This window comes from Campylobacter showae, from assembly GCF_900573985.1.
In the GTDB taxonomy this organism is placed as follows: domain Bacteria; phylum Campylobacterota; class Campylobacteria; order Campylobacterales; family Campylobacteraceae; genus Campylobacter_A; species Campylobacter_A showae_E.
Genome location: NZ_UWOK01000002.1, coordinates 1 through 22,214, shown reverse-complemented (window position 1 = coordinate 22,214; position 22,214 = coordinate 1). Strand labels below are relative to the sequence as shown.

Sequence of the window (22,214 nt, the reverse complement as noted above, 5' to 3'; positions counted from 1 at the left end):
CTACTTTAATAAATATGGTCTGGACTAAAGCGTGGGTCAAGGGAGCAGCAAGCTCTCCTTGCGAGCCTCTCGCGGGGCCAAAACGGTAACGTTGCGTGGCCACGTAGAGTATGCTTGCCCTATTAGTAAAAACAAAAAAGAGCAAATGCGAGAGTTAAGAGAAATTTTAGCAAAACATAGATACAAACTAACCATTTAAATATGGTATATTTGATATGGTTTATCATAAATAATAATTGATAAATTACCTCAGTGGTTCAACAGTCGCAATATAAAGTTAAATATTATAGTAAATATTTTCTAAATATAATACAAATACGTTATATTTTAAACTCTAGCGTTCAAAGCCCTTTCAATGTTTTCCATTAGCCCTAATTTAAATTCATCATTTGTCGCAAAAAGCTTATAAAGCTCAAGCTCCTTTTTTCTCTCTTTATTTATCACTTCGTCTATTATCTTTGTAATGGCGAGTCTTCTGTTGATTTCATCTGTATTTTTCTCGTAATTCTCCTCAAAATCTTTATGTGCTTTTGCTTTGCTCATAATGTGTATAAATTTAGCCCTTTGCTCATCAGGCGTAGCGTCCCAGCCCTTAAACCACTTCTCGTTAAAATTTCTTATTATCTCATCTAAGGGATCTTTTGTCTCCTCATCTGCGTGAGCGCCCCTTAAATTTGGATTTTGCGGTTCTAGCTCCGCCTCGCTTGGATCTAGCTCTATTTTTGCGCCAAGCTTTACTCTTTCTAGTCCATAAGTAGATAGATCGACTGCATTTAAAAGCTCGTCTAGCCTATCTTTATCCTTATCTTTTACGACCATTTTAGGTATTAGAAATTTCAAAAACCAAAACAGCTTCTCACACTCTACTATCTCGTAAGGCATGATTGACGCCATTTGCGCGTAAATTTTTACAAACTGCTTCGCTTTTATCTTGTAGTCGGCTTTATCGTCATCTTCGACTTTATTGGAATAAATATTGCTTGCTCCTTATCATAATTCAATAAGGAGCAAGCGATGAACGAAATCTCTTTACAAAAACAATATGATTCCGTAATATCAACCTCAAAAGAGTTAAAGGCCAAAAAAGAGGCTGGAGGGACAGCCTTTGGAGCTCAAATTTTAGCCCAAAGCTATGATTTAGAGCTAATGGCGCAAGCCAGCATGGTATCGCAAGCTACCGCTAGAGTAACGAGTGCCGGAACAAGCGGGTTTAACGACAGCAATATATTAAATTCTAATCTGCAATCAAATATAAATCAAGTTAAGTATTCGCCCAATACATACGGATATAGCATTGATAGCCAAGGTTTTATGGGCGCGGACTTTAACAAAGCCGCCGGGCTTCCGGAGGATTTTAAAATGCATAAAAGCACTCTTGATGAAATTTACGATTTTAACGAAAGAAGCTATATTCACAAGCCGACATATACCGCTAAAACCTTTGAAAATATCGATATGGCCGATACCATAAAACAATACTACAAGGTATTTCAAAGCGTAGTGGGTTCAAACGACAAGCAAACATATACGAGCGAAGATCTAAATAGACTGCCTAAAGGCTTTAGTATCAGCGGTAACGACGCCGCTGAAAATGGAAACTATTTGCCTGATGTAAGCAGCTACAAAGTTACGAACGTCTACAAAACGGGCGACCAATTTGACGAAGCAAAAGCTTTGGAGCGCGAACTAAGCATGCTCACTCCGCCTCGCTACACTTATAGGCTAAATCTTAGCTCTAGCGAAATCGGACGCGATAACGGAGGCGGACTTAAATTTAACCCCGATATGTCTATGTATAAAACAGATGGCGGCTACAGCAAAGAAGGCGTATTTGTAGGATTTTTAAAGAATTTTAAACCAAAAGCTAGCGATAGCGGGGAAACTGAGCTTACCGATCAGATAAAAACCTACTCAATACTCAATATAGAACAAGGGAAAAAGGATATAGACTTCATAAAAAGAGTAAATAGCGGAAACGATATGGCCAGGGACAAAATTATGCAAGAAGAAATGACAATAGCCGAACTCTTGAGATACAGACCGGGCAAGACAAACCAAATTTTAAACGATAAAGACAGAGAGGAATATATTAAGACCATAAAAGAGAGAGTAAACGCTCTAACATCTATGACCTCCCTTTAAGATAACTACAAAGGTCGTCTATACGGCGGCCTGCTCCGTACTCTTTATTGCACTGCTAGCGCTTTTTTAGCTAGCTCGCTAAGCCATGCCGAGCGGTTATTCGTAACTGCATCGATTGCATTTAAAACACCTTTGGGTATAGTTAAATTTATGCGGACTTTGACGTTTTCGTCGATAGGCTCATAGATACTTTCGCCGTTTTCAAGAGCCCCTTCGACATAGCAAGCAAATGCTTCTTTTAGATCTGCTATTGCTTCAGCTTCAGTAGCTCCCCAGCCGGCCATTAGATTATTTTTAGTTAGTCCTATATCTGCATACTGAGCAAAATAATCTCCGTCGTCTAGTCTTTTGATCGTGATTGTATACGGTAAGTTTAAATAATAGTTCAAGTCTTTTTTCATCATGACTCCCTTATCTTTGCTAAGATTTGTAAAACATAGATCTCTTTAATCGGCTTATGGTACGGTATGACTACCGTGTCGCCGCCTTTTTTAAATTTATAGTGCGAGCCTCTAACGTGATCTAATTCATATCCGTGATTTAGTAGCAGGCGCTTAACATCATCAAAGCTTGCATTTTTCGGATTATTTTCAAGTTTTTTGATTAATTTATCAAGACTGGACACGCCGCCCCTTTTTATATTTTATACTTACTATTATACATACTATTTTTTATAGGATGCTTAATAGCCATATAGTAAACTTGTTATTAATCCTAAATATTTTTAAATTTTATCCGATATACAAGCAAGGCTTTTAAAAGGATTTTAAATGGATGTTCTGCTAAGAAACGGCTATGACGTAAATTTATCATTATTGAGACAAGGCCAAATGCAAGCTTCCGCATCTAGACTCGCTGGACAAGAGCTAGTCAAGGTTGGCGACGAAAGTATGACTTCGGCGGAATACCTCAATAGGCAAGCGCAAATCGAGTATAGAGCAAAAGACTTTTTAAGGGCTCAGTCAAGCGGCATCATCTCAAAGCTACGCGTAAATAACGTTATGGATATTAGCGATAGCAACTCTTTAAACAAGGGCGAATTTAATATTAACAATCTGCTTGGTAGAAACAGCGGCTTAGATTATCATTACAGCTCGTCTCCTACCTTGACGGGAGACTTTGCCAGATACGATTTTACGTATCTTGGCTCAAGGCACTCGGTCAATCAAGAACAAGGAATAGATAGCGTAGTAAACGATCATAATGCGTTAAAAGAGATAAAGCAAAAATACGGTGTTGATACCTCAAATGCCTATCTTAACGGCTCCCTTAGGGGCGAGAGATACTTTCAAGGTATAAATGCGGATCCTCACTCGATCAATATGTCTTTCATAGATCAAAGCGGATATCTTGAGAATACCAAATCATCAAATTTAAACTCTTACGCATCTTCAAGTACCCTGCATACTAAATACGGCGACGTAGAGGTATTTTTGGATCTATACGGTGATAACGATAAGTTGGGTATTGGAAAACTCACTAGCAATGCTTTGCTTTTTAACTTCGACAGTAACGGCGACGGAATTTTAAATAGCTCCGATAAGCTATTCTCAAAGCTCAAGGTCAGAGGACACGATAAGGACGGCAACGAAAAGATAGCAAATTTAAGCGACGTAGTATCGGATATCGATTTGACTAAATTTATAAATTCGGATGTCGTTAACTGGAATCAAAAAAGAAGAGATATCATCAACTCCGAATCTCTTGCCAATAACGATATGAGAAATTTCGTAGATACTACAAACATAGATCATAGGATATCTTACTACTCTTCAAACCCCTACACCGTATTTGCACCGGAGAGTAGATACAAAAAGGCGGAAGCCGATAGTATTAAGAGCTTCTTTGATGCATACGCGGATAAAGACGGCTGGGTAGACCTAAGAAACAATAACGTATTTAATAAAAATAGCCTATTTAACAATTTTGCTTACGCTAAGGCTGGATTTGACGGAAAGCTAAAGCTTAATGAATTTAATCCTATAATAAATCCAGACTCCCCGAGAGACAAAAATTTCACCTATAACGGATATCAAAGAGATAGTTTTATGAAATTTTATAGAGATTATGAAAAAGAATCCACCGCCCATGCAAAAGACGTAGAGTGGCTATCAAAAAATCTAAAAGAGTATAACGTAGAAAATGCAGACGAATACATAAACAAGCTAAAGGACAGTAAGTCCGCCTATATGGTAGCTATGGAAAATGAATTTGAGGCTGCTACTGGATTAAAATTTAGCGAGGCGAATTTAGAAAAAGTTAGGCGCGCTTTTGAAACCGATATTGACAGGGCGGCGTCATCATTACGCGACAGCGATAGCGTAATAGCCATGAAGCTAAACGATAACGGATCTATAACCTTAAAATTTGATAGCGGTAGAGAAATAGAAGTAACGCAGCTGTATTCTGATACGGGTAAGCTTTTAGGAGATAAAACCAGAAGGGCAAGCCTAAATTTAGAAACTAAAGCCATGAGCGACATCGAGCTTGGCTCTATAAGCTTTAATAATATAGGCATACTAGATACCGACGGCAAATATAAGACGCTCCAGGAAATAGGAGCTAGCGCTATAAAATCCTTTTCCACTAAGCATGGAAAACAGTTTTTGATATACCTGGGGGATAATAAAACCTTAACGGCGAAGGATCTATACAATATTTCGTTTTTAAATAACGAGCTTGGCAAGGGCGCTAACGTCGGCGAGAAGGATAGATTCTACAAGAAGATAGATGTAAGGGTTTAGGAATAGGGCCAGATAGCCAGCCTATTTGTTTATACGTTTGGCTACCAAATTTATAAGCACTTGATTTTTGCTGACGCCTTTTTCTTTGCCCTCTTTGGTTAAAAGCTCCATCTCATTACCCGGTAGATACGCCGCCACCCGACGAGTAGGCGGATTTTCTGAAAAAACATATAAAGGACATTAAGCTGAGTCTAAACACACAAAAGGTATAAGTATAAATTTAGAGATCGACCATTGGAGAGAAAACGTCAGCCGTTAAAAAGGGTGCGATATACTAACGATAAACACAAGGAGCAAGAAATGATAACTTCAATAAATATCCAAACCGCAAACCATAGCATTGTAGAAGCTATTAGGGCTATTATTGCGCTAGATCCTGAAACAACCATTACTTACGACAATGAAGATTATCTAAGCCAAGCCGATCAGCAGGATTTAAAGAAACTAGTAGAGGCCGACAAACGCGGCGAGCTAAAATACCAAGCCTTTGACGAATTTAAAACCGAGATGAGATCTTACCTAAACAACAAAGGCGCTTAGAGTGGAAATTATCTTAAGCGAACAATTTAAGGAAGAAATTAAAAGTATTTTAGATTTTTATACAGATAGAAGCAAGAGCAATAAAGTAGCAAATGATTTTCTTGATGGCTTATTTGAAAAAATCGAAAGCTTATCTACTTTTGCTTACCGATTTAGAAAAAAACAATATTTTCACAAAGACAATATAAGGGATCTAATTTTCAAAGGATACGTTATTCCTTTTATAATCGAAGACGACACCATAAAGATCCTATCAATCTACAAGCATAATCTACCAAAATTTTAAGGTCTACAATTTAGACCTGGCTTGCATAGTATAATCTTTATTTGACGCTGTTCTCCTAAAATAGTTTAGAAAGTGAGCTTTTTAAAAAAATTAACGTATAGCGCACATTTTAAAGTTGCTAAAAATAATAAAGATTGTGCTGCTTGAAAAAAAGTAGAATTATTAATAAAAGTTATTTTATATAATGATGAGGAATTACTCATTTTGTTTTATCTAGTTCATTGGAGCTTGAAGCATATGATACGATTTAATATTATGGATACTTTTTGCGGATAAATCGTTTGATTTATCCGCTTATTTATGTATTGAAGTAAAGTATATATAGATAGACAAACGCTTAAATGCGTTTTGATTACTATTTCTTGCCAAGATCAAAAAATCATTACCACATTAATAAATTGCCTTGATGCTAATTTTAAAAACGTATATTCTTAACTTGTTGGCGCATTCAAGGCAGTTGGTAACAATATAGTATTTTAATAATTAAATATTATAATGATAGTGCAGACGCTATTCCTAAAAATCTATATAAATCTTATGGGGGAACATTAGATCCAAATACTTTGTTGGTTGGTCATTTCAGAATTGGGAATGGACAAAGGCAACATTATTTACAAATTTATTTTCCTGATAGGTCGTACATAGCATATATGGGCCCAGAATACAATAGAATAATGTCTGACTTTAAGTCAAAAGTATATTAATATATGGAATAAAAATTGCTTACTTCTTAAGACATAAACTATGCTCAAGGAGCAAGCAATGAATTCTTCTATTCAAAAATCCTTTCAACAATACGGCTCTATAGTTTCTCAAGCAAAAGAGCAGCGAGCAAAAAAAGAAGCTGGCGGGACGAGCTTTGGGGCTCAAATTTTGGCTCAGTCCGTAGCAAGCTTAGGATTGGCGACACAGGCAGAAAAGAGCCTACAAGCAAACACTCGTATATCTTCAGAATCCGCGGTAGCTCCGAGAAATAGTCTAGCAGATTCAATAACAAAGGTTAAATTTCAATCCAATGTTTATGGTTATAGCATGGATAGCGAGGGTTTTATGGGGGCAGACTTTAATAAGGCAGCCGGCCTTCCTTCAAATTTTAAGATTCATAAAAAAAGTTTAGATGAATTTATTAGACATGCCACAAAAGACAATAATTTAAACGGTTTTTTATTTGCCAATGTAACAGGTAAACTATTTGGCAACAATGTATTTGACGACATAGATATAGCAAATACTATAGGTCAATATTATAATATATTTTCTCAAGTTATGGGGGATAATCTCAACAAAGACTATTTTACAGATAGCGATTTGCTAAACCTACCAAGAGGCTATAGCTCAAAAGGTATGGAAACATTTAATATAAGAGGCGATCTAACAGAAAAAAGAAACATAAATTTTTTAAATGATAGAAGTGAAGAAAAAGTAACAAATATTTATAGAAACAACTTCGAGGAAGCGAGTAAACTCAAAAATGATCTTAAAGAAGTTGGCGTAGATTTTAATTTGCACCAGCTAGATTTTAGTCCAAATAGTCTAAGAACAAATTACTCACGTAATGCTTGGGGTTTTAATCCCGATATGTCAGTATATCAAAATAGTAACGGGTATACTAAAGAAGCCTTATTTATGAGTTTCTTAAAGAGCGAAAACCCCATGATACTTGAAGGAGGAACAACAAAAATAAAAGATAGTGTATTAGCAAATAATATATCTATAGCGGCGCAAACGGCCGAATTTAGGAATTTTAGAGAAGAACTAGAAAAAGTAGAAAAAATTATGCAAAGCGAAGAGGCACTAAAAAGAACAATAAAAGAACATTTAAAATATAAAGTCATGGAACTAGATGATAAAAAAATATCAAAAACTTCAAGTGATTTATTTAATAGATTTACTCAAATTTATAGGGAAACTAAAATTAAAAATACGCTATAATATAAGAAACGCTTCAAATGATAATAGCTTCTGTGTTGTTAGAAGTTATACTTTGCCTCAGATCCAATATTTATAAATTAAAGCAGATAGAGCCTAGAAGTATTATAATTTTGTCTCTTTTGGGTCCTTGTGGCGCAAATATATAATACTTGTCCAAGTCTCAGCATAAACGACAATCTTGTTATTTGGAATGAGGCAAAATAATTTGTGCTAAATCAAACATAATAATGTACTCTCTAGCATCAAGCCTTGATATAATAGGGGCATTTGAGAGAAAACTACGGATTATAAAGGAATAAATTTTGCTTATCCTTCTTTAAATTTATTTTTAATAAGGATAAGTCGTGAACGTCTCCGCCGCTAAGATAAATTATTCGTCGATACTATCCAAAGCTCAAGAAAAGAAGCAAGCCAAAATGCAGGACGTTAGCTTCGCAAATCTTATTCAGAGCAGCGGCACAACTGAGACCGCCGCATTTAAAACATACGATCTGACGTCAAGCGCCACGCAAGATCATAATTTAAACTCGTTAAAATTCGGCTCAAATTTGGCTTACGGATACTCGGTGGATAATTCTGGCTATATGGGTAGCGACTTCAACAAAGCAGCCGGGCTTCCCGAAAATTTCAAAATCCATAAAAGCTCTATCGACGAGATAGTCAGGTTTAACAATAAGGCTTATTTGTTTACGCCCTCGCCGGATCAAAAGCCCTTTGAAAATATCGACGTAGCCGACACGGTGAAACAATACTACAAGCTGTTTAACACAGTCGCCCCTGAAGGCAAAGAAACGTATAGCCAAAGCGACTTAGAAGAGCTACCCAAGGGCTTTAGCGTAAATATCAATCAAAAACCGTTTGGCAAGAGTAATTTTTTAAAAGACGTTAGCCTATTTGCCGTATCAAACGTCTATAGTACTCAAACTCAGCTACAAAACGCCGGCGAACTCTCAAGCGATATTAAAAAATACGGAGTTAGCCTTAGCGTATATCTTTTAAATTTTTCTACTCTAGGCTCGTCAAATTTGCAGGAAAAAGACGGCTTTAGCTTTAACCCCGATACGTCGGTCTACGAAAAAGAGGGCGGATACGCCAGAGAGGGCGTATTTATGCAGTTTCTAAAAGGCTTCCCGCCCATAGCGAGCGATAGCGGGGAAACTAGGCTGACGGATCAAGTCCAAACATATGCGCAAGATATGAGAAGCCAAAGCTTTGACGATATGCCCATAACCATATCCGATTTTCTAAAAAATACCAAAATCATAAAGGAATTTTTAAAGAAAGTTCTAGGGGACGGGCTTGTGAGTCTACATAAGAACGAAACGCCCGATAGCATAGTGGATAAACTGGCACTAAGGCTGGAGGCGTTTCAAAAAGAAACCGTCCGCCCTAAAGGAAAAACGAATATCTAGCCTGATATTTTATTAGTACAATTGGCTTCTTGGTTTATGCTAAAGAAAAGTCCTTTTTATCCGATATAGTCTTAAAGGATTGAAAATGATAAGCGGCTCAAATTTAAATATTTCTACGGCAAATTTCAAGTCAAATTTAACTCCTGCAGATAAAACCGCTAAAACGAATTTGGCGAACGAGCAAATGCAAGCTTCAAAAAGCAAAGAAGAAATCCAAAAAGAACTGCAAGAATACAGAAGTAAAACTATCATAGAAATCGTAAAAGATGCTATCGAGATAGACAAAAGCGACGAAAACTGGATAACAAAGACGATTGATAAGATAGACGGCATATTATCCAAAAAATATACGGCCGAAGAGCTGCGCGGTATAGGACAAAAAGAGCCTGAGAGCAAAGAAGACATCATCGACGCCAATCTGCAAACCTATATGTGGATGCTGATGAGTAACTCCAGAGACAGCAAACCGACGATTTGGGGTAAAATTTTAGGATTTGGAACCAAGCAGGAGCAAGAGGAACTAAACGCATTTAGAGACTCTTTGCCAGAAGGAGCCGCCATGAGCGACTTTGGAGATAGTTTAATGCATAGAGCCGACATTAGTATAGAAGATTTTAAAAAACTCTATGCGGAAGATGTCGAAAAGACTATGAAAGCTCGCAAAGAGATGAACGAGCAAATGCGCAAAGAACTCGAAGAATATAACGCAAATTTAGCCAAGCAAAATAGAGAAGCCAAATTTAAACCCATCCAAGCCACTAGTAAAAGCAAAACCTACGAGAATAAGGATATCAGGCGAGAATTCTTTGAAAATTTCCTAAAAGCCGAGCGAGAAAAGGGGACGGATATAACGGAGATTTTAAATCAACTAGCAAAACTAGGCAAATTTGACGTAAAAGCATAAAGGATTAATATGATAAACGCTCTTAACAACTATTCCGCTTTTTCTAGACAAAGTTTTTCCCTAAACGTAAATGTTAAGCATGGCTCAAAAACTGAGATTTTGAAACAAAATGAAATCTCGCAGCCGGATACGGTCGAGCACAAATTTAACGAAGTTTTAGGCTATAAAGTCGATGAGGACGGATATTTTACGTCCGAATTTAACGAAGCCGCAGGTATCCCAAAGTACTACAAAATCCACTCAGATACCTTAAAATCGCTTGTGAACGTAAATGATAAGGCTATTGTATTTAATAAAATGTTTTCAAAAATCGACATAGCAAAAACCGTTGGTAATGCATATAAAATTCTCTCCCAAGTAGCGGGCGACGAGCTACTAAACTCAAAAGAGAGCTTTACTAAAGAAGACCTCGCTAAATTTCCTCAAGGATACGAGTACGAGAAATCAAGTCTAAAAGTAACTAAAGTAAATAAAAACATCTACGACTATGCGTCGGCACGTAGCGCCTTTAACGATAAGTCTGGAAAAACCAATATGGAAACGCTATTTTTTAATAGCTCATATCATGCGTTAACAACAACGCCGCAATATAAGCCGTCAACCAATATCTTTGATAATAATAACGGCGGCAAAGAGAGCGAAAACGTGAGCGTGTTTGTAAATCCTCACGGCGAAAGATACACCAACCCTGACGGTAGTATAACCAAAGGAGGCTTGATAGCAGCCGTAATAAACTCAAATTTAGACGTACGAGAGGGCGAAACTACGGTTTGGGGCAAAATGCAAGGTTATGACAAAAGCATAAGCGGCAAAGAATACAGACAAAAGCTGGACGCCTTTATTGATTCGCGCAACATCTACGGCATCAAAGGAAGCGAGCTTGACGGGCTTAGCAAGGATTACCGAGAATATGTACTAACGTTTCAAAAAATGCAAGAGTCGCTTTTACCCGGTAGCACTGCCTTGAGCGGCAACTCTAACATAACTTCCGACGGCAAAGAATCAAAAAGCCTCTTTGAAATAATGCAAGAGGATATGAAAGAGGCTCAAAAACGCCTAGAAAAGCTAATCGAGCAAGAAAAGCGAACGCAAAAGATGCTGGGTAAAAATAGAAAATACGACAAAGAGCTAGAGCAAAATGCTAGAAAAAATTTAGAAGAACTTGAGGCGATGATGAAATTTAACGCTAAGGGTGTGGATATAAAGGCTTAAAAGGATTAATATGATAAGCGGTGTAAACGGATTTGGCGCAAACGTAAATTATGATTTTAGTAGCTCTCATGGGCAAAATTTAAAGACGCATGAGGAAAAAGAGGCGGCAAATCAAGCTTCTAATTTGGCGATTGCACAGCCGAATTTAACAGGACATATTGATTATGACGCTCTTGATCCAGAAAAACTAGACCGAGATCAGCTCAAAATTTGGGCGGAAAATGTCGATCCAGGGAAGCTAACGGGTAAAAACTTAAGCAAATGGCTGGGAATAAAAATGGGGTTTGAAAAGTTTGAAGATAGCTGGCGTAAAGAGCTTGGTCTAAATCCGAACGAGCCAGTAGCTATAAGGAGGATATTTTCGCTAAGCGGCTACACCAAGGACGATAAAATCAGCGTCTGGGGTAAAATAAACGGACTTGATCCGAGTATCGACAAAGAAAAAGCTACCGAGCTAAAAAAATTTATAGACAGTACTAAAGCTTTAGCGGCGAACGAAGGACTAGCCGGATATAAAAACTTAAACGTTGACGATGTTCGCACGGATTTAGGCGGCGTAGGAACTGGATTTATGCCGGGATTTGTTATGCTGAGAGAGATCACCGACTTGCTCGACTCCGATATGGACATAGATAAATTTAAAGATAAATGGCTCGAATTTGCCGCCGAAAAGATACTAGGAGAGAATGCAAAGGTCAAAATCTCGCTCAAAGACGGTAAGTTAAATTTTGACCAGATATCAGGGAAACGGCCTGCGGTCTTTTGGGGACAAGAGATGGTAAAACAGGTGAGCTACGCAGATGAAGCAACTAAAAAAGAGTTTTTAAATTTCTTAAAAGATGCATTTAACAAAGGCGAGAATATCGCAGACATACTGCAAAATATAGCCCTAAAAGAAAGTGCAGTAAGCGATCAAGCTCCTAAAGAAACGCCCGAAGAGAATAAATTTAAACCTATCCAGGCTACTAGCAAAAGCAAAACCTATGTTTATAAGGATATAAAGCGTGAATTCTTTGAAAATTTCCTGAAAGCCGAACACGAAAAAGGGACGGATATAATGGAAATACTGCGCAAAGTGGGCAAGATTGGCAAGACGGATATTATCGCATAATGCCCAAAATCCATGCGCGAGTAAGGGTTTAAAAAGCATTTTAAATAAATATTTCGCCGAGCTTGGCGGATCGAGTGCTTACGGGGCAAGTACCTATACGAACAAAAAGCGGACAACTTGGATGAAGTTACGCAAGCTGGTATAGTAGGTTCTGCAGATCTGCGAAAATGGCAAATTTAGCTTTTTTGTAGGCTTGCATGATTATTATGGTCTTTATGGGCTGTATAATTCTAATCATATTTGTATTGTAGCTTGATATCGCCTCTAAAATCGCAGCCGCCGATAGCATCTTGTAAATTGTAACCCATTCGTAAAAGCAATATTTCCAAATCTTTTGCGAATTTTATCTTTGTAGGATTATTGTGGTATATTTCATTTCTAGCTTTTCTTATTTGCCCTATTTTGGTTATTAGGTGTTGGCGTCCGTAAGCCGGAAGTATTTGGGACTTGTATTCTCTCGTGCTTGCAAAGATGTGCTCTATTGTGTGCCAATATTCATCGCTTAGCTCTTCTAGGTCTATCATATAAAATTTATCGAATATGCCAAATGTTCCTAGATTTTGTAGGTCTTCATTTTTGCAACGCCTTTTTACTATATTTAATATCCTTCCAAGCTCAGGCTTATCTGTTTTAAAGAACCAATCATCGGCGTCTTGGTTGTATAAATTTGAAAAGTTGATGGCTAGAGTGCTACGAAGTCCGCTCTCAAAACAGTGCAGTAAGAAAAACTTGGCCTGATGGGTTCTACGTCTTTTATTGTAGATTGAAATTATTAAATCAAATAGATTGAGGTTGTTTAGGTCTGTTTTTGGCAATACGGCGTTAGCTTCTTTGCAGGCTCCAAGTAAATATTTAAAATGCAATACCGATATCGCTCTTTTTATTCTGGCCTCAAATTCGTGATCCATAAAGCCATCGTAGCCTTGTTTAAATATATCGCATATTTTTTCATACTGGCTTTGGACTATGTTAAACATCTACTTCCTAAGTGCTTTTTTATATTGATTGTATTATAATCCGCAGTAGCTTAGGGGGTTCTGACGATAGTTCAGGCTAAAACTACCCTAAAGCTTTTATCCTACGAACTTCTAAAAAAGTTAATCTAAACCTACAAAATATAAACTGCAAGCCCTTGCATCCATTGTAAAAGTATCATTATATTTAAAAATAGCCACATAATTTGTCGGTACCAAATAAAACTATTAGATTGCTTGGCTGTGGCAAAATATTTTTATTTTTTACCGTTTTTCATTGTTTATGAAGCAAAGGCATGATATGATTTTAAACTTTTTTGAGATAGTGTTCCACTTTTTTATCAAAGTGTTCCACTCTATTAAAGAAAGGGAAAGATCGGAAGAAACTTTTCCGATGCCTAAAATAGGGTGTTTTGGTGTCACGGGGGAGACTTGAACTCCCGACCCCCGGCTTACTGAGCCAGAAGTTTATAATCTCAATAAGTACTTTAATGGCAACCGTTTTGAGCAAAAACAAGAACATATGAACTGGGCCTTCATAAGAGTAGATAAATAGTGCTGTCATACTATGGATTATTGTCCATAGCGTTAATCATCCAGATTAAAATAAAAAGCCTTAAGCAAGGTAAAAATAAAATATGCGAGCTTGGTGACTTAAAAACCGCATAAATTATCGCTTTTTGATCTGCGTAGGTAACGCCCCGTAATAGCTCTTAAAAGCCTGTCCGAAGTGCCCGAGGCTTTTATATCCGACGATATTTGCCGCTTCGGACACGTTGATATCTCCGCTTAAAAGTAGTTCTTTGGCGATTTTAAGCCTTTCGTTTTGCAGCGCTGCGTAGATAGTAGTGCCGAAAATTTCTTTAAACCCTTTTTTGAGCTTAAATTCATTTATAGCGCAAGCGCGGGAGAGCTCTTTGATGGTGGGTGGATTTCGCAGATCGCAAAGCAGCCGCTCTCTTGCCTTATATATGGATTTTATGTCGTGTTCGCACAAATTTGCCTCGTCAAATTCGCTTTTATCTGGCTTGGACGGCGAGCTTTTGCAAACTAAATCCAAAATTTTAGATTCTACGAATATCTCCCTTAATCGCCCGCAATACAAGCGCGAAGCAGCCAGTTCGCGCAGCACAAGCCTTTGGCGCAAATTTATTGTTACGCTTCTGGAGCTAAATTTATCATCCTCAAGTCCGCTAAATATATCCAGTCCCAAGGCGGCCGTTTTGCTTACGGGGATGCACTGGTTTGAGTATTTTTTACCGCCTTGATATTTTAAAGCGCCTTCGAAATTTTTAATAGTTTTACCGATTAGGACGGTGTTTGGAGCAAAATTTACGCATTTGCCCGTTCGCAGGTCTTTTAGCTCGATTAGGTTATCTCCCGTATTAAACCACAAAAAACAATAATCCTCCTCGTGAAAGGTATGCATCGCCGTATCGTCTCTAAATTCGATACCTGAACCGCAATAGCTAAATCCGGATGGTAAATTAAACTGCTCGACGTTAGCCCTAAAATCGCTACACTCAAAGTCGAATTCGCCCGCAAATTTGTAGCTTTTTAGATTTAGCTCCTCTTGCCATTTGGCGATAAATTTGTTCATCTCGACGATCTTTGACATAAAATTCCTCTGCCGCAAAAAATAATCCCGATTGGGATAAAAAATGCTTGATAATTATTATCGAATTATATAAAATGGCTCTTTAAAATAAACTTTTTACAAAGAGGAATAAAAATGAAAAGTATCCCTAGATTTACGGTATTGTTGTCGGTTACGGCAGCTTGCGCGCTAAATGCGGCTTCTAACGTTAGCTTAAAAGAAGTAACGGTTTCGGCAAATAAAATGGAAGAAAACATCAAAGACGTGGCTCAAAGCATCAGCGTCATGGATGAAAACGAGATCGAACAAAAACATATCAAGTCCGTAAAAGACGCCATCAGGCAGATCCCTAATATGCACGAATCGCTTTACGTAAATAAAACTCGCGTAAATTTTCGCGGCGTAAATCAGTCGGAATTTACCAACTCAAACCCCGTTACCGTCTATATCGACGGGATACCGACTAGTAGCACCTACGGCAGATACGACGCGTTTTTAACCAACGTCGAGCGGATAGAAATTTTGCGCGGACCACAGGCGGCGCTATACGGCAAAGATAGCATCGGCGGCGTCATAAACGTGATCTCAAAGCAGCCGCAAAATAAATGGAGCGGCGGTATAGGCGCAGAATACGGCAGCTATAACTACATCTCGTCAAATTTCGACGCAAACGGCGCGCTCATAGACGATAAGCTATTTTTAAGCCTGAGCGGTGCGGCAAAAAGCGACGACGGCTGGATCAAAAACGAATTTAACGGCGACGATAAGGCCTCTAAAAGCGTAGGGCATAGATTTAGCGCAGCTCTAACCGCAAAGCCTACCGATAGGCTAACGGCAAGGCTAACGCTAGCGCACGATAAAGATGGTAGCGACTTTTTTAGGGGAGGCTCGGGCGCCGGAGCTAGCGATTCGGAAATATTTTACGGTATGAGCAGACAAAAAGCAAAACACGCAAACTCCGACCTACCGACGACGAATAAACAAAAGTCCTTTTCGCAGGCTTTAGCGTTTGACTACGAATTTAACGCGGCGAAATTTAGCTCTATTACTACGCATAAAAAATCAACCAGCGATAGCCTTTGGGACTCTGATTTTGCAAATTTATCCCAATATATCGAGGCCGTGCAGTTTCAAAATCTAAAAATAGACACGCTAACTCAGGAATTTAAAATTTCAAACTCGGACGCGGGCAAATTTAAATGGATCGGCGGAGTATATTTCGAACGCGAAAAGACCAGATACTCGCACCTTGGCGGGGAGCAGTATTTAACGCCGATGATAAAGCTAAAAAAAGATACGCCCTCAAACATGAAAGCCACTACGGCAGCGGCGTTTGGGCAGGTTAATTACGAATTTATTCAAGACCTTACGCTTAGCCTTGGCGGTAGATATCAAAAAATCGATAAAAAAATCGACGAAAAGACTACTTATTCGCATCAGCTACCGATGTTTGGGCTGGTTGATTACGAGTTTAGAGATAGCGCGAGCTGGACTAAATTTTTACCTAAAATAGGGCTTATTTACCGCTTAAACGACGATTTGAGCGTTTTTGCAAACTACTCGCAAGGATATTTGGCGGGCGGATATAACTACTTCGCCGGCTTTGGAGGGAGAGACGAAAACAAATTCGGCCCTCAAACGAGCGATAACTATGAGCTTGGACTTCGCGGAAACGCATTTGAGGATAGGCTAAAATTTGCCGCTACGCTTTTTCATATGGACATAAAAGACATCCATATGTATAAGATAATAAACTCCACGCAATACGTCACGGCAAACGGCGGTAAGGCAAAATCTGACGGCATCGAGCTTGAAGCGACCTATCAGGCTAGTAGCGAGCTTGAGATAAGCGGCGCTCTTGGCATAAATAAAACCAAATACAAGCAAAATTCGCAGTATCCTAACGCCGTAGGCAAAAAGATAGAAAATACCCCAGCGTTTAACGCAAATTTGGGCGTTTCATACGTTCATCCCAGCGGAGTTTACGCCCGCGCGGATCTGTTAGCTGCCGGCGCTACGTATTTTGACGCGCAAAATTTACTAAAACAAGGCTCGTGGGTCACGCTTGATCTTAGGCTCGGGTATCGTTTTAAAGACTTCGATATTTATGCCTTTGCTACCAACGTCACGGATAAAACCTACGTGACGGCGTATATGGGCGGCAACGGTTACGGGCTGGTGCAGCTAAACGATCCGAGGAGATTCGGGCTTGGCGTAAGGTATAGTTTTTAACCGAATTTGAGATAAATTTAAAGAAAATCTAATGAGAAACGATAAACCCAATCTGCTTAAAGAAGTTATCGCTCCCGTAGCAAAAAGCGTCAAGGCTGCGACTTTTTTGGGAGCGGCTTCGGCTTTGTTTTACGCTTCGGCTTTGACGGCATTTGCTTTTTCGCTTTCAAATTTACAAAATAGCAAGATAAATTTTACGCTTTTAGGCGCGGCGCTCGCGCTTATTTTGTGCGAATTTTTCGCGCGCAAGGCCGCTTTTGGTATCTCGCATAAAGCCGCGTTTGATTTGGAGCGAATCTTACACCTAAATTTGTCTCGCCATTTAGCCGCCGTGCCTTACGGTGAAGCGCTAAATTTGGGTGCGGGCAAGATAAAAAAGATAATGTTTGACGACGTAAAAAATTTGCACGCTTTTACGGCCGATATGACGCCGATGATCGGCAGGAGCGCCGCTTCTGCGCTTGCTTGCACGGTTTGCGTTTTGATCCTTGAGCCCAGACTTTTGCCCGTAGTTTTGATTATGCCGATTTTAGGTATCGCCGCGATGAGGCTAGCTTTAAGAGGCGGAGCAGAAAATTTAAAAAAATACGAAAACGCCCAAAGCGCTGTGAGTTCAAGCATTATAGAATTTATCCAAGCGATGCCGATACTACGTACTTTTGACGGAGGTAGCGGGAGTTTTGGCAGATTTGATAACGCGCTAAAAGAATTTGACGCAAATTTACGCTCGTGGATAAGGGACTCTTCGGCGCCGACGCGTATAGGAATTACGCTTTTATCGCCCGTACCTACGCTATTTGCTTTAAGCGCCGTAGGGTCGTATTTGGTTTTAGACGGCTCGCTTGATATCGGCCGTTTAGCGGGCGTGCTGATGCTTGGTTGCGCCGTAGTAGATTCTTTACTGCCTTTGATGCTGGTTAGTAAATTCGCTCAGATTTCCAAGCTCGCTGCAAGCGAAATTTTAGAGATCATGAGTATTGCCGCACTTCCGGTTTGCGCTTCGCCCGGAGTTCCCGTTTCAAACGATATCGAGTTTAGAAACGTAAATTTTAAGTATAAAGGTAAAGATGAATTTACTCTAAAAAATGTAAATTTTAAAGCAAATGCAGGCAGCGTGACGGCATTAGTAGGCGCAAGCGGAGCGGGCAAAAGCACGGTCGCTATGCTGTCGGCTCGTTTTTACGACGTTAGCGAGGGGGAAATTTTGATCGGTGGGGTAAATATAAAAGAGATCGCGCCGTCAAATTTGGCAAATTTGGTATCTTTCGTTTTTCAAGATACGTTTTTGTTTAACGAAAGCATCTACGAAAATATCGCAAAAGCAAAGCCCGGCGCGCTCAAAGACGAAGTTATCGCAGCGGCAAAAGCGGCTAATATTCACGAATTTATACAAAGTTTGCCGCAAGGATACGATACGCCGGCCGGCGAAAAAGGAGCGAAATTAAGCGGTGGGCAAAAACAGCGCATCACGATAGCGCGAGCTATTTTAAAAGACGCGCCCATAATAATCCTCGACGAAGCGACGGCGTTTATCGATCCTCAGAGCGAGGAGCAGATCATAAAAGCCGTTTCGAATTTGATAAAAAACAAAACCCTCATAGTCGTCGCCCACCGCTTGTCTACCATAAAAAATGCCGATCAAATTTTAGTTTTTGACGGCGGCGAAATAGTCCAAAGCGGTACGCACGACGAACTTATAAAAGGCGGAGCGTATAAAAAGTTATGGGACGACGACGAAAGCGCGCAAATTTGGCGATACGGAGGAAATAATGAAGCCTAAAAGTATCTTTGAGCTTTTTAAAACGTTTTTGCAAATCGCCGCAAATAGCAAAAAAGAGTATCTAAAAAGCTTTATTAGCGGCGCTATGGCGCTATTTTTACAGGGATTTTTCTACGTCTGGTTTTATTTTTTATTTTTAAATTTGCTTGAAGACGACGCCGAAAATTCGCTCGTTTGCTTGGCGGTTTTGGGTGCGTTTGGCGTAGTTTTTTGCGTATTAAAATTTATGAGCACGCATTACGATAGGAGCGAGCCTTTTATCGACGCGCTTTACGATTTGCGCTCAAATTTAGCCCGCAAGCTCACGGCGGTACCGCTTCAAAGCGTATACAGGTATAAAACCGGCGAGCTAAATGCCGTATTTTCAAGCGGAGTGGACGATGCGGTAAAGCTCATAAACGTCTTGCCGCTTATATTTTTAGAGCCTATTATCATCGGAGCGATTGCACTTTGCGCGAGCTTGTTTTTTTCTCCGCAGCTTGCTTTGCTTATGTTTTTGGGCGCTATTTGCGCGGCGTTTCTTTACAAACTAAAAAGAAAAATCTCGGCCATACAGAGCAAAGAGCTAGCCGCGGCTAACGCTCGCTTAGAGTCCCAAATACTAGAATACGCCCAAGGCTTAGGAGTTTTGCGCGCTATTAATCAAACTGGAGATAACGCGTTAAATTTAAAAAAACGCTACCGACGAAGTTAGAAATTTACAGCTCAAATGCTCTGCCGATATTCCCGGGCTTGTTCTAGGCTCGCTTACGGCGATTTTGATTTGTTTGAGTCTGTTTTTAGGCGTTTATTTGTATTTGCTAGAAGAAATTTCGCTCGCCGTTCTTGCCGCTTCGTTAGTTATCCTCTCGCGCCTAGCCGAGCCTTTTAGCGTTTTTTCTTTCGGCTGCGTGGGTTTTGACCTGATAGATAACAGCTTTGCGAAAGTAAAAGAAATTTTGCGGTTAGAGGAGCTTAAATTTGACGAGCCTTTGAGTAAACCTGGCGCCTTTGACGTAAAATTTGAAAACGTAAATTTTGCTTACGAGAATACAGACAAACCCGCGCTAAAAAATATAAATTTTCATTTGCCCTCCGGCAGTCTTACGGCTTTAGTCGGAGCTAGCGGTAGCGGCAAGACGACTATAACTAGGCTCATCATGCGCTACGCCGATGCAAATGCGGGCGATATAAAAATAGGCGACGTAAATATAAAAATATGAGTCAAAAAGAGCTATTAAAACTCATAAGCGTCGTATTTCAAGACGTTTATATCTTTGAAGATAGCGTGATAAACAATATAAAATGAGCGCAAACGCGAGCCTCGATGAGGTGCGCGCGGCGGCAAAAGCGGCTAACTGCGAGGAGTTCATAGAGCGTTTACCGCACGGCTACGATACTGTCTTAAAAAGCGGACGGCTTAGCGGCGGGCGAAGCTCAGCGTATATCGATCGCTAGAGCGATACTAAAAGACGCGCCGATCATAATCCTAGACGAGCCTACGGCGGCTCTGGATACGTCCAGCGAGGGCTGCGGTGCAAAAAGCTATCTCTAAGCTCGTAAAAAATAAAACCGTTATAGTCGCGGCACATAGACTCTCTACTATCGCTAGCGCGGATCAAATTTTAGTTTTTGACGGCGCGGAAATAATCCAGCGCGGAACCCACGAGCAGCTGATCGCCGCAGACGGAAAATACCGTCAAATGTGGCAAGCTAGCCAAAACGTCAAATCTTGGCGTATAAATCCATAAATTTAGGAGAAACGATGAAAGAATACAAATTCGCAAACGGCGAAATTTTAAGCTATGAGGACTCGGGCAAAAATTTTAGCCAGGTTTTGGTTTATCACCACGGTATGCTCGCGCAGATGCCAAAGGCCGTAGCTAAATTTTGCGAGGAAAATCAAATAAGGCTCATTTTAGTATATCGCGGCGGACATTTTAAAAGTTCGCTTTTTAAAAACGACGATACGTTATTAAAATTCGGGCTTAGAATGAAGGAATTTTTAAGCGGCATAGGAGTAGCTAAATTTAGCGTTCTTGGCGAATCTACGGGCGCTATTTATGCGCTTGCTACGGCAGCTGCTTGCGAAAGGGCGGCAAAAAATTTGTTTTTATTAAGCCCTTTTATCGCTTTAAAAGAGCTTTTTGCCGCTTTTTGCTAATGGTGCTCAGTTGGAGCAAATTTACGGATTTTTACGAAACGCTAGTATCGACGAAGCCGTGATGGCTACTAAAAATATGTATGCAAACGCGAGTCCTACGATGCTACGCCTTGTGGAGCCGCAGATGGAGGGCATCGGGTTTGACTCGTGGATGCAGGCGCGTCCGCTGGGATTTGAGATCGATAAAATCGAGCAAAATACTATCGTTTGGCAGTCAAAGGAAGACAAAGAAGCGTCGTTTGAAGCGGCCTTGCAAATTTCAAAAATGCTACCGCGCTGTGAGCTAATCGGCTCTGACGATACGTGCGGCGGGCAAAAGGCGATTTTGGGGTTTTTGGAGATTATTAAAGAAAAGATTTAATAATAATTGTCGAATGAAATAGAAGCATTTGCGAAGCGGTACTTTACCGCCATTTTATCTATAACGTATGATAAGCTTTTTAAAAAAACTTAGACGTTTTACCATTTTGATTGATAAGGCTTCGTCTAAGTTTTTATATTTTTCTTTTTGCTCGGTCAAAGAAAAATATAGGCCGCCAGATAAGACCTTACGGGCAAACTCGTTTGAGTTTACTAAATAAATATTAACATATCGTCCTATGTAGAGGTTATTTTTTATTAGATTAAAGCAAATTAGAGTTTGTAGAAAAATTTACTTTTATCTTTTGTTCGGTATTTGGCATAAATTTAGATATAAAAAAAGAATTACCTCTAAAATCTTTTAACCAATATCTATCTGTGGGTTTAAATTATTCGCTTAACATGATTTACGATATCTTTTAGCACTAGCGGTATTACGTCGCCGTGTCCTTGCCCTTCGGTAGATTTTAAAATTCGTATTTGACGCCCGACTTTTTTAGAAGTTTCAGCTAAATCGGCCGCCTTTAGTCTATTATTTCTTTGTCCGTTTTGCCCGCTCTTTTTCTAATTCTCCTACGCTAAGTCTTATAAAACTCGCCTTTAATTTAAGTTTTAGTTTGCCGTCGCCATCTAAGGCCGTCTTTTAGAATTTTAGAATCTCCCCACCAAAGAGACGGAGAGGCTATAAAAAACTCATTCAAATATACCGTCGTTTTGTAGAAGCGAATAAACTAAAAAAATAGTCCGCCAAAGGAGTGGCCGTAAAATATTTTCTCGCTATTTTTTATATCGTATTCTTTGTACTGCAAACCGGCATTAAACCGCTCTTTTATAAATTTATAAAA

The 22,214-nt window shown here is 39.5% G+C and carries 23 protein-coding genes; 18 read left to right on the top strand and 5 right to left on the bottom strand.

The genetic code is table 11. The annotated features are described in order from the left end of the window. Positions 1-327: 327 nt before the first annotated feature. Positions 328-882: a hypothetical protein gene (locus tag EE116_RS10930; RefSeq protein ID WP_122874506.1), complete on the bottom strand. Its 555-nt coding sequence runs from the start codon at positions 880-882 to the stop codon at positions 328-330. Positions 883-1,014: 132 nt separating this feature from the next. Between EE116_RS10930 and EE116_RS10925 the strand changes: the two genes are divergently transcribed. Further along, positions 1,015-2,142, top strand: a complete 1,128-nt coding sequence (locus EE116_RS10925; protein WP_122874505.1) for a Cj0814 family flagellar-dependent secreted protein — start codon at positions 1,015-1,017, stop codon at positions 2,140-2,142. 44 nt (positions 2,143-2,186) lie between these two features. Here EE116_RS10925 and EE116_RS10920 read toward each other — a convergent pair whose 3' ends face one another. Together EE116_RS10920 and EE116_RS10915 are read right to left on the bottom strand one after the other, a co-directional pair. Beyond that, on the bottom strand, positions 2,187-2,543 hold the full coding sequence (locus EE116_RS10920) for a type II toxin-antitoxin system HicB family antitoxin (RefSeq protein WP_034956865.1): 357 nt from the start codon (positions 2,541-2,543) through the stop codon (positions 2,187-2,189). Beyond that, entirely contained in the window at positions 2,543-2,767 is a 225-nt protein-coding gene (locus tag EE116_RS10915) for a type II toxin-antitoxin system HicA family toxin (RefSeq protein ID WP_122874504.1), read from the bottom strand. Before EE116_RS10915 ends, EE116_RS10920 begins: the two co-directional genes overlap by 1 nt. A gap of 145 nt (positions 2,768-2,912) precedes the next feature. On the opposite strand from EE116_RS10915, the gene EE116_RS10910 reads away from it, so the two are divergent. The 8 genes from EE116_RS10910 (at position 2,913) to EE116_RS10875 (ending at position 12,283) form a co-directional block, all read left to right on the top strand. Next, positions 2,913-4,886 (top strand): response regulator, encoded by a 1,974-nt coding sequence (locus EE116_RS10910; RefSeq protein ID WP_206159271.1) that lies wholly within the window; start codon positions 2,913-2,915, stop codon positions 4,884-4,886. A 300-nt stretch (positions 4,887-5,186) separates the two neighbouring features. After that, on the top strand, positions 5,187-5,426 hold the full coding sequence (locus EE116_RS10905; protein WP_122874503.1) for a hypothetical protein: 240 nt from the start codon (positions 5,187-5,189) through the stop codon (positions 5,424-5,426). Between the two features lies 1 nt (position 5,427). Further along, complete coding sequence (locus EE116_RS10900; RefSeq protein ID WP_122874502.1) at positions 5,428-5,712, top strand: type II toxin-antitoxin system RelE/ParE family toxin; 285 nt, start codon at positions 5,428-5,430, stop codon at positions 5,710-5,712. A gap of 762 nt (positions 5,713-6,474) precedes the next feature. Further along, a complete protein-coding gene (locus EE116_RS10895) occupies positions 6,475-7,644 on the top strand; it encodes a Cj0814 family flagellar-dependent secreted protein (protein WP_122874501.1) in 1,170 nt (389 codons plus the stop codon). A gap of 344 nt (positions 7,645-7,988) precedes the next feature. After that, complete coding sequence (locus EE116_RS10890; protein ID WP_122874500.1) at positions 7,989-9,056, top strand: Cj0814 family flagellar-dependent secreted protein; 1,068 nt, start codon at positions 7,989-7,991, stop codon at positions 9,054-9,056. A gap of 85 nt (positions 9,057-9,141) precedes the next feature. Further along, positions 9,142-9,960 carry a cell surface protein gene (locus tag EE116_RS10885; protein ID WP_122874499.1) on the top strand — a complete coding sequence of 273 codons (819 nt, stop codon included), beginning with the start codon at positions 9,142-9,144 and terminating at the stop codon, positions 9,958-9,960. Positions 9,961-9,969: 9 nt separating this feature from the next. Continuing rightward, positions 9,970-11,172, top strand: coding sequence for a Cj0814 family flagellar-dependent secreted protein (locus EE116_RS10880; protein WP_122874498.1), 1,203 nt, complete (start codon positions 9,970-9,972; stop codon positions 11,170-11,172). Positions 11,173-11,182: 10 nt separating this feature from the next. After that, positions 11,183-12,283, top strand: a complete 1,101-nt coding sequence (locus tag EE116_RS10875) for a hypothetical protein (RefSeq protein ID WP_122874497.1) — start codon at positions 11,183-11,185, stop codon at positions 12,281-12,283. A 230-nt stretch (positions 12,284-12,513) separates the two neighbouring features. On the opposite strand, the gene EE116_RS10870 is transcribed toward EE116_RS10875, so the two are convergent. Then, complete coding sequence (locus tag EE116_RS10870; RefSeq protein WP_122874496.1) at positions 12,514-13,260, bottom strand: hypothetical protein; 747 nt, start codon at positions 13,258-13,260, stop codon at positions 12,514-12,516. Between the two features lie 667 nt (positions 13,261-13,927). Next, on the bottom strand, positions 13,928-14,875 hold the full coding sequence (locus tag EE116_RS10865; RefSeq protein WP_122874495.1) for an AraC family transcriptional regulator: 948 nt from the start codon (positions 14,873-14,875) through the stop codon (positions 13,928-13,930). Positions 14,876-14,989: 114 nt separating this feature from the next. Between EE116_RS10865 and EE116_RS10860 the strand changes: the two genes are divergently transcribed. The 9 genes from EE116_RS10860 to EE116_RS10820 all read left to right on the top strand — a co-directional run bounded on the left by EE116_RS10860 (position 14,990) and on the right by EE116_RS10820 (position 21,370). After that, positions 14,990-17,086 carry a TonB-dependent receptor gene (locus tag EE116_RS10860; RefSeq protein ID WP_122874494.1) on the top strand — a complete coding sequence of 699 codons (2,097 nt, stop codon included), beginning with the start codon at positions 14,990-14,992 and terminating at the stop codon, positions 17,084-17,086. A 31-nt stretch (positions 17,087-17,117) separates the two neighbouring features. Beyond that, complete coding sequence (locus tag EE116_RS10855) at positions 17,118-18,866, top strand: ABC transporter ATP-binding protein (protein WP_122874493.1); 1,749 nt, start codon at positions 17,118-17,120, stop codon at positions 18,864-18,866. Beyond that, on the top strand, positions 18,856-19,560 hold the full coding sequence (locus EE116_RS10850) for an ABC transporter transmembrane domain-containing protein (protein WP_122874492.1): 705 nt from the start codon (positions 18,856-18,858) through the stop codon (positions 19,558-19,560). The genes EE116_RS10855 and EE116_RS10850 overlap by 11 nt, the downstream gene beginning before the upstream one ends. Before the next feature lie 97 nt (positions 19,561-19,657). Next, on the top strand, positions 19,658-20,068 hold the full coding sequence (locus EE116_RS10845) for an ATP-binding cassette domain-containing protein (RefSeq protein ID WP_163028064.1): 411 nt from the start codon (positions 19,658-19,660) through the stop codon (positions 20,066-20,068). Between the two features lie 82 nt (positions 20,069-20,150). After that, positions 20,151-20,303 (top strand): ABC transporter ATP-binding protein/permease, encoded by a 153-nt coding sequence (locus tag EE116_RS10840; protein WP_122874490.1) that lies wholly within the window; start codon positions 20,151-20,153, stop codon positions 20,301-20,303. After that, on the top strand, positions 20,290-20,400 hold the full coding sequence (locus EE116_RS13275; protein WP_122874705.1) for a hypothetical protein: 111 nt from the start codon (positions 20,290-20,292) through the stop codon (positions 20,398-20,400). The genes EE116_RS10840 and EE116_RS13275 overlap by 14 nt, the downstream gene beginning before the upstream one ends. Next, a complete protein-coding gene (locus EE116_RS10830; protein WP_122874489.1) occupies positions 20,381-20,596 on the top strand; it encodes a hypothetical protein in 216 nt (71 codons plus the stop codon). Before EE116_RS13275 ends, EE116_RS10830 begins: the two co-directional genes overlap by 20 nt. A 14-nt stretch (positions 20,597-20,610) precedes the next feature. Further along, the gene (locus EE116_RS10825; RefSeq protein WP_122874488.1) at positions 20,611-21,009 is read left to right on the top strand and encodes a hypothetical protein; all 399 of its coding nucleotides are present in this window, start codon (positions 20,611-20,613) and stop codon (positions 21,007-21,009) included. Further along, on the top strand, positions 20,993-21,370 hold the full coding sequence (locus tag EE116_RS10820) for a hypothetical protein (RefSeq protein ID WP_122874487.1): 378 nt from the start codon (positions 20,993-20,995) through the stop codon (positions 21,368-21,370). Before EE116_RS10825 ends, EE116_RS10820 begins: the two co-directional genes overlap by 17 nt. Positions 21,371-22,214: the final 844 nt, after the last annotated feature.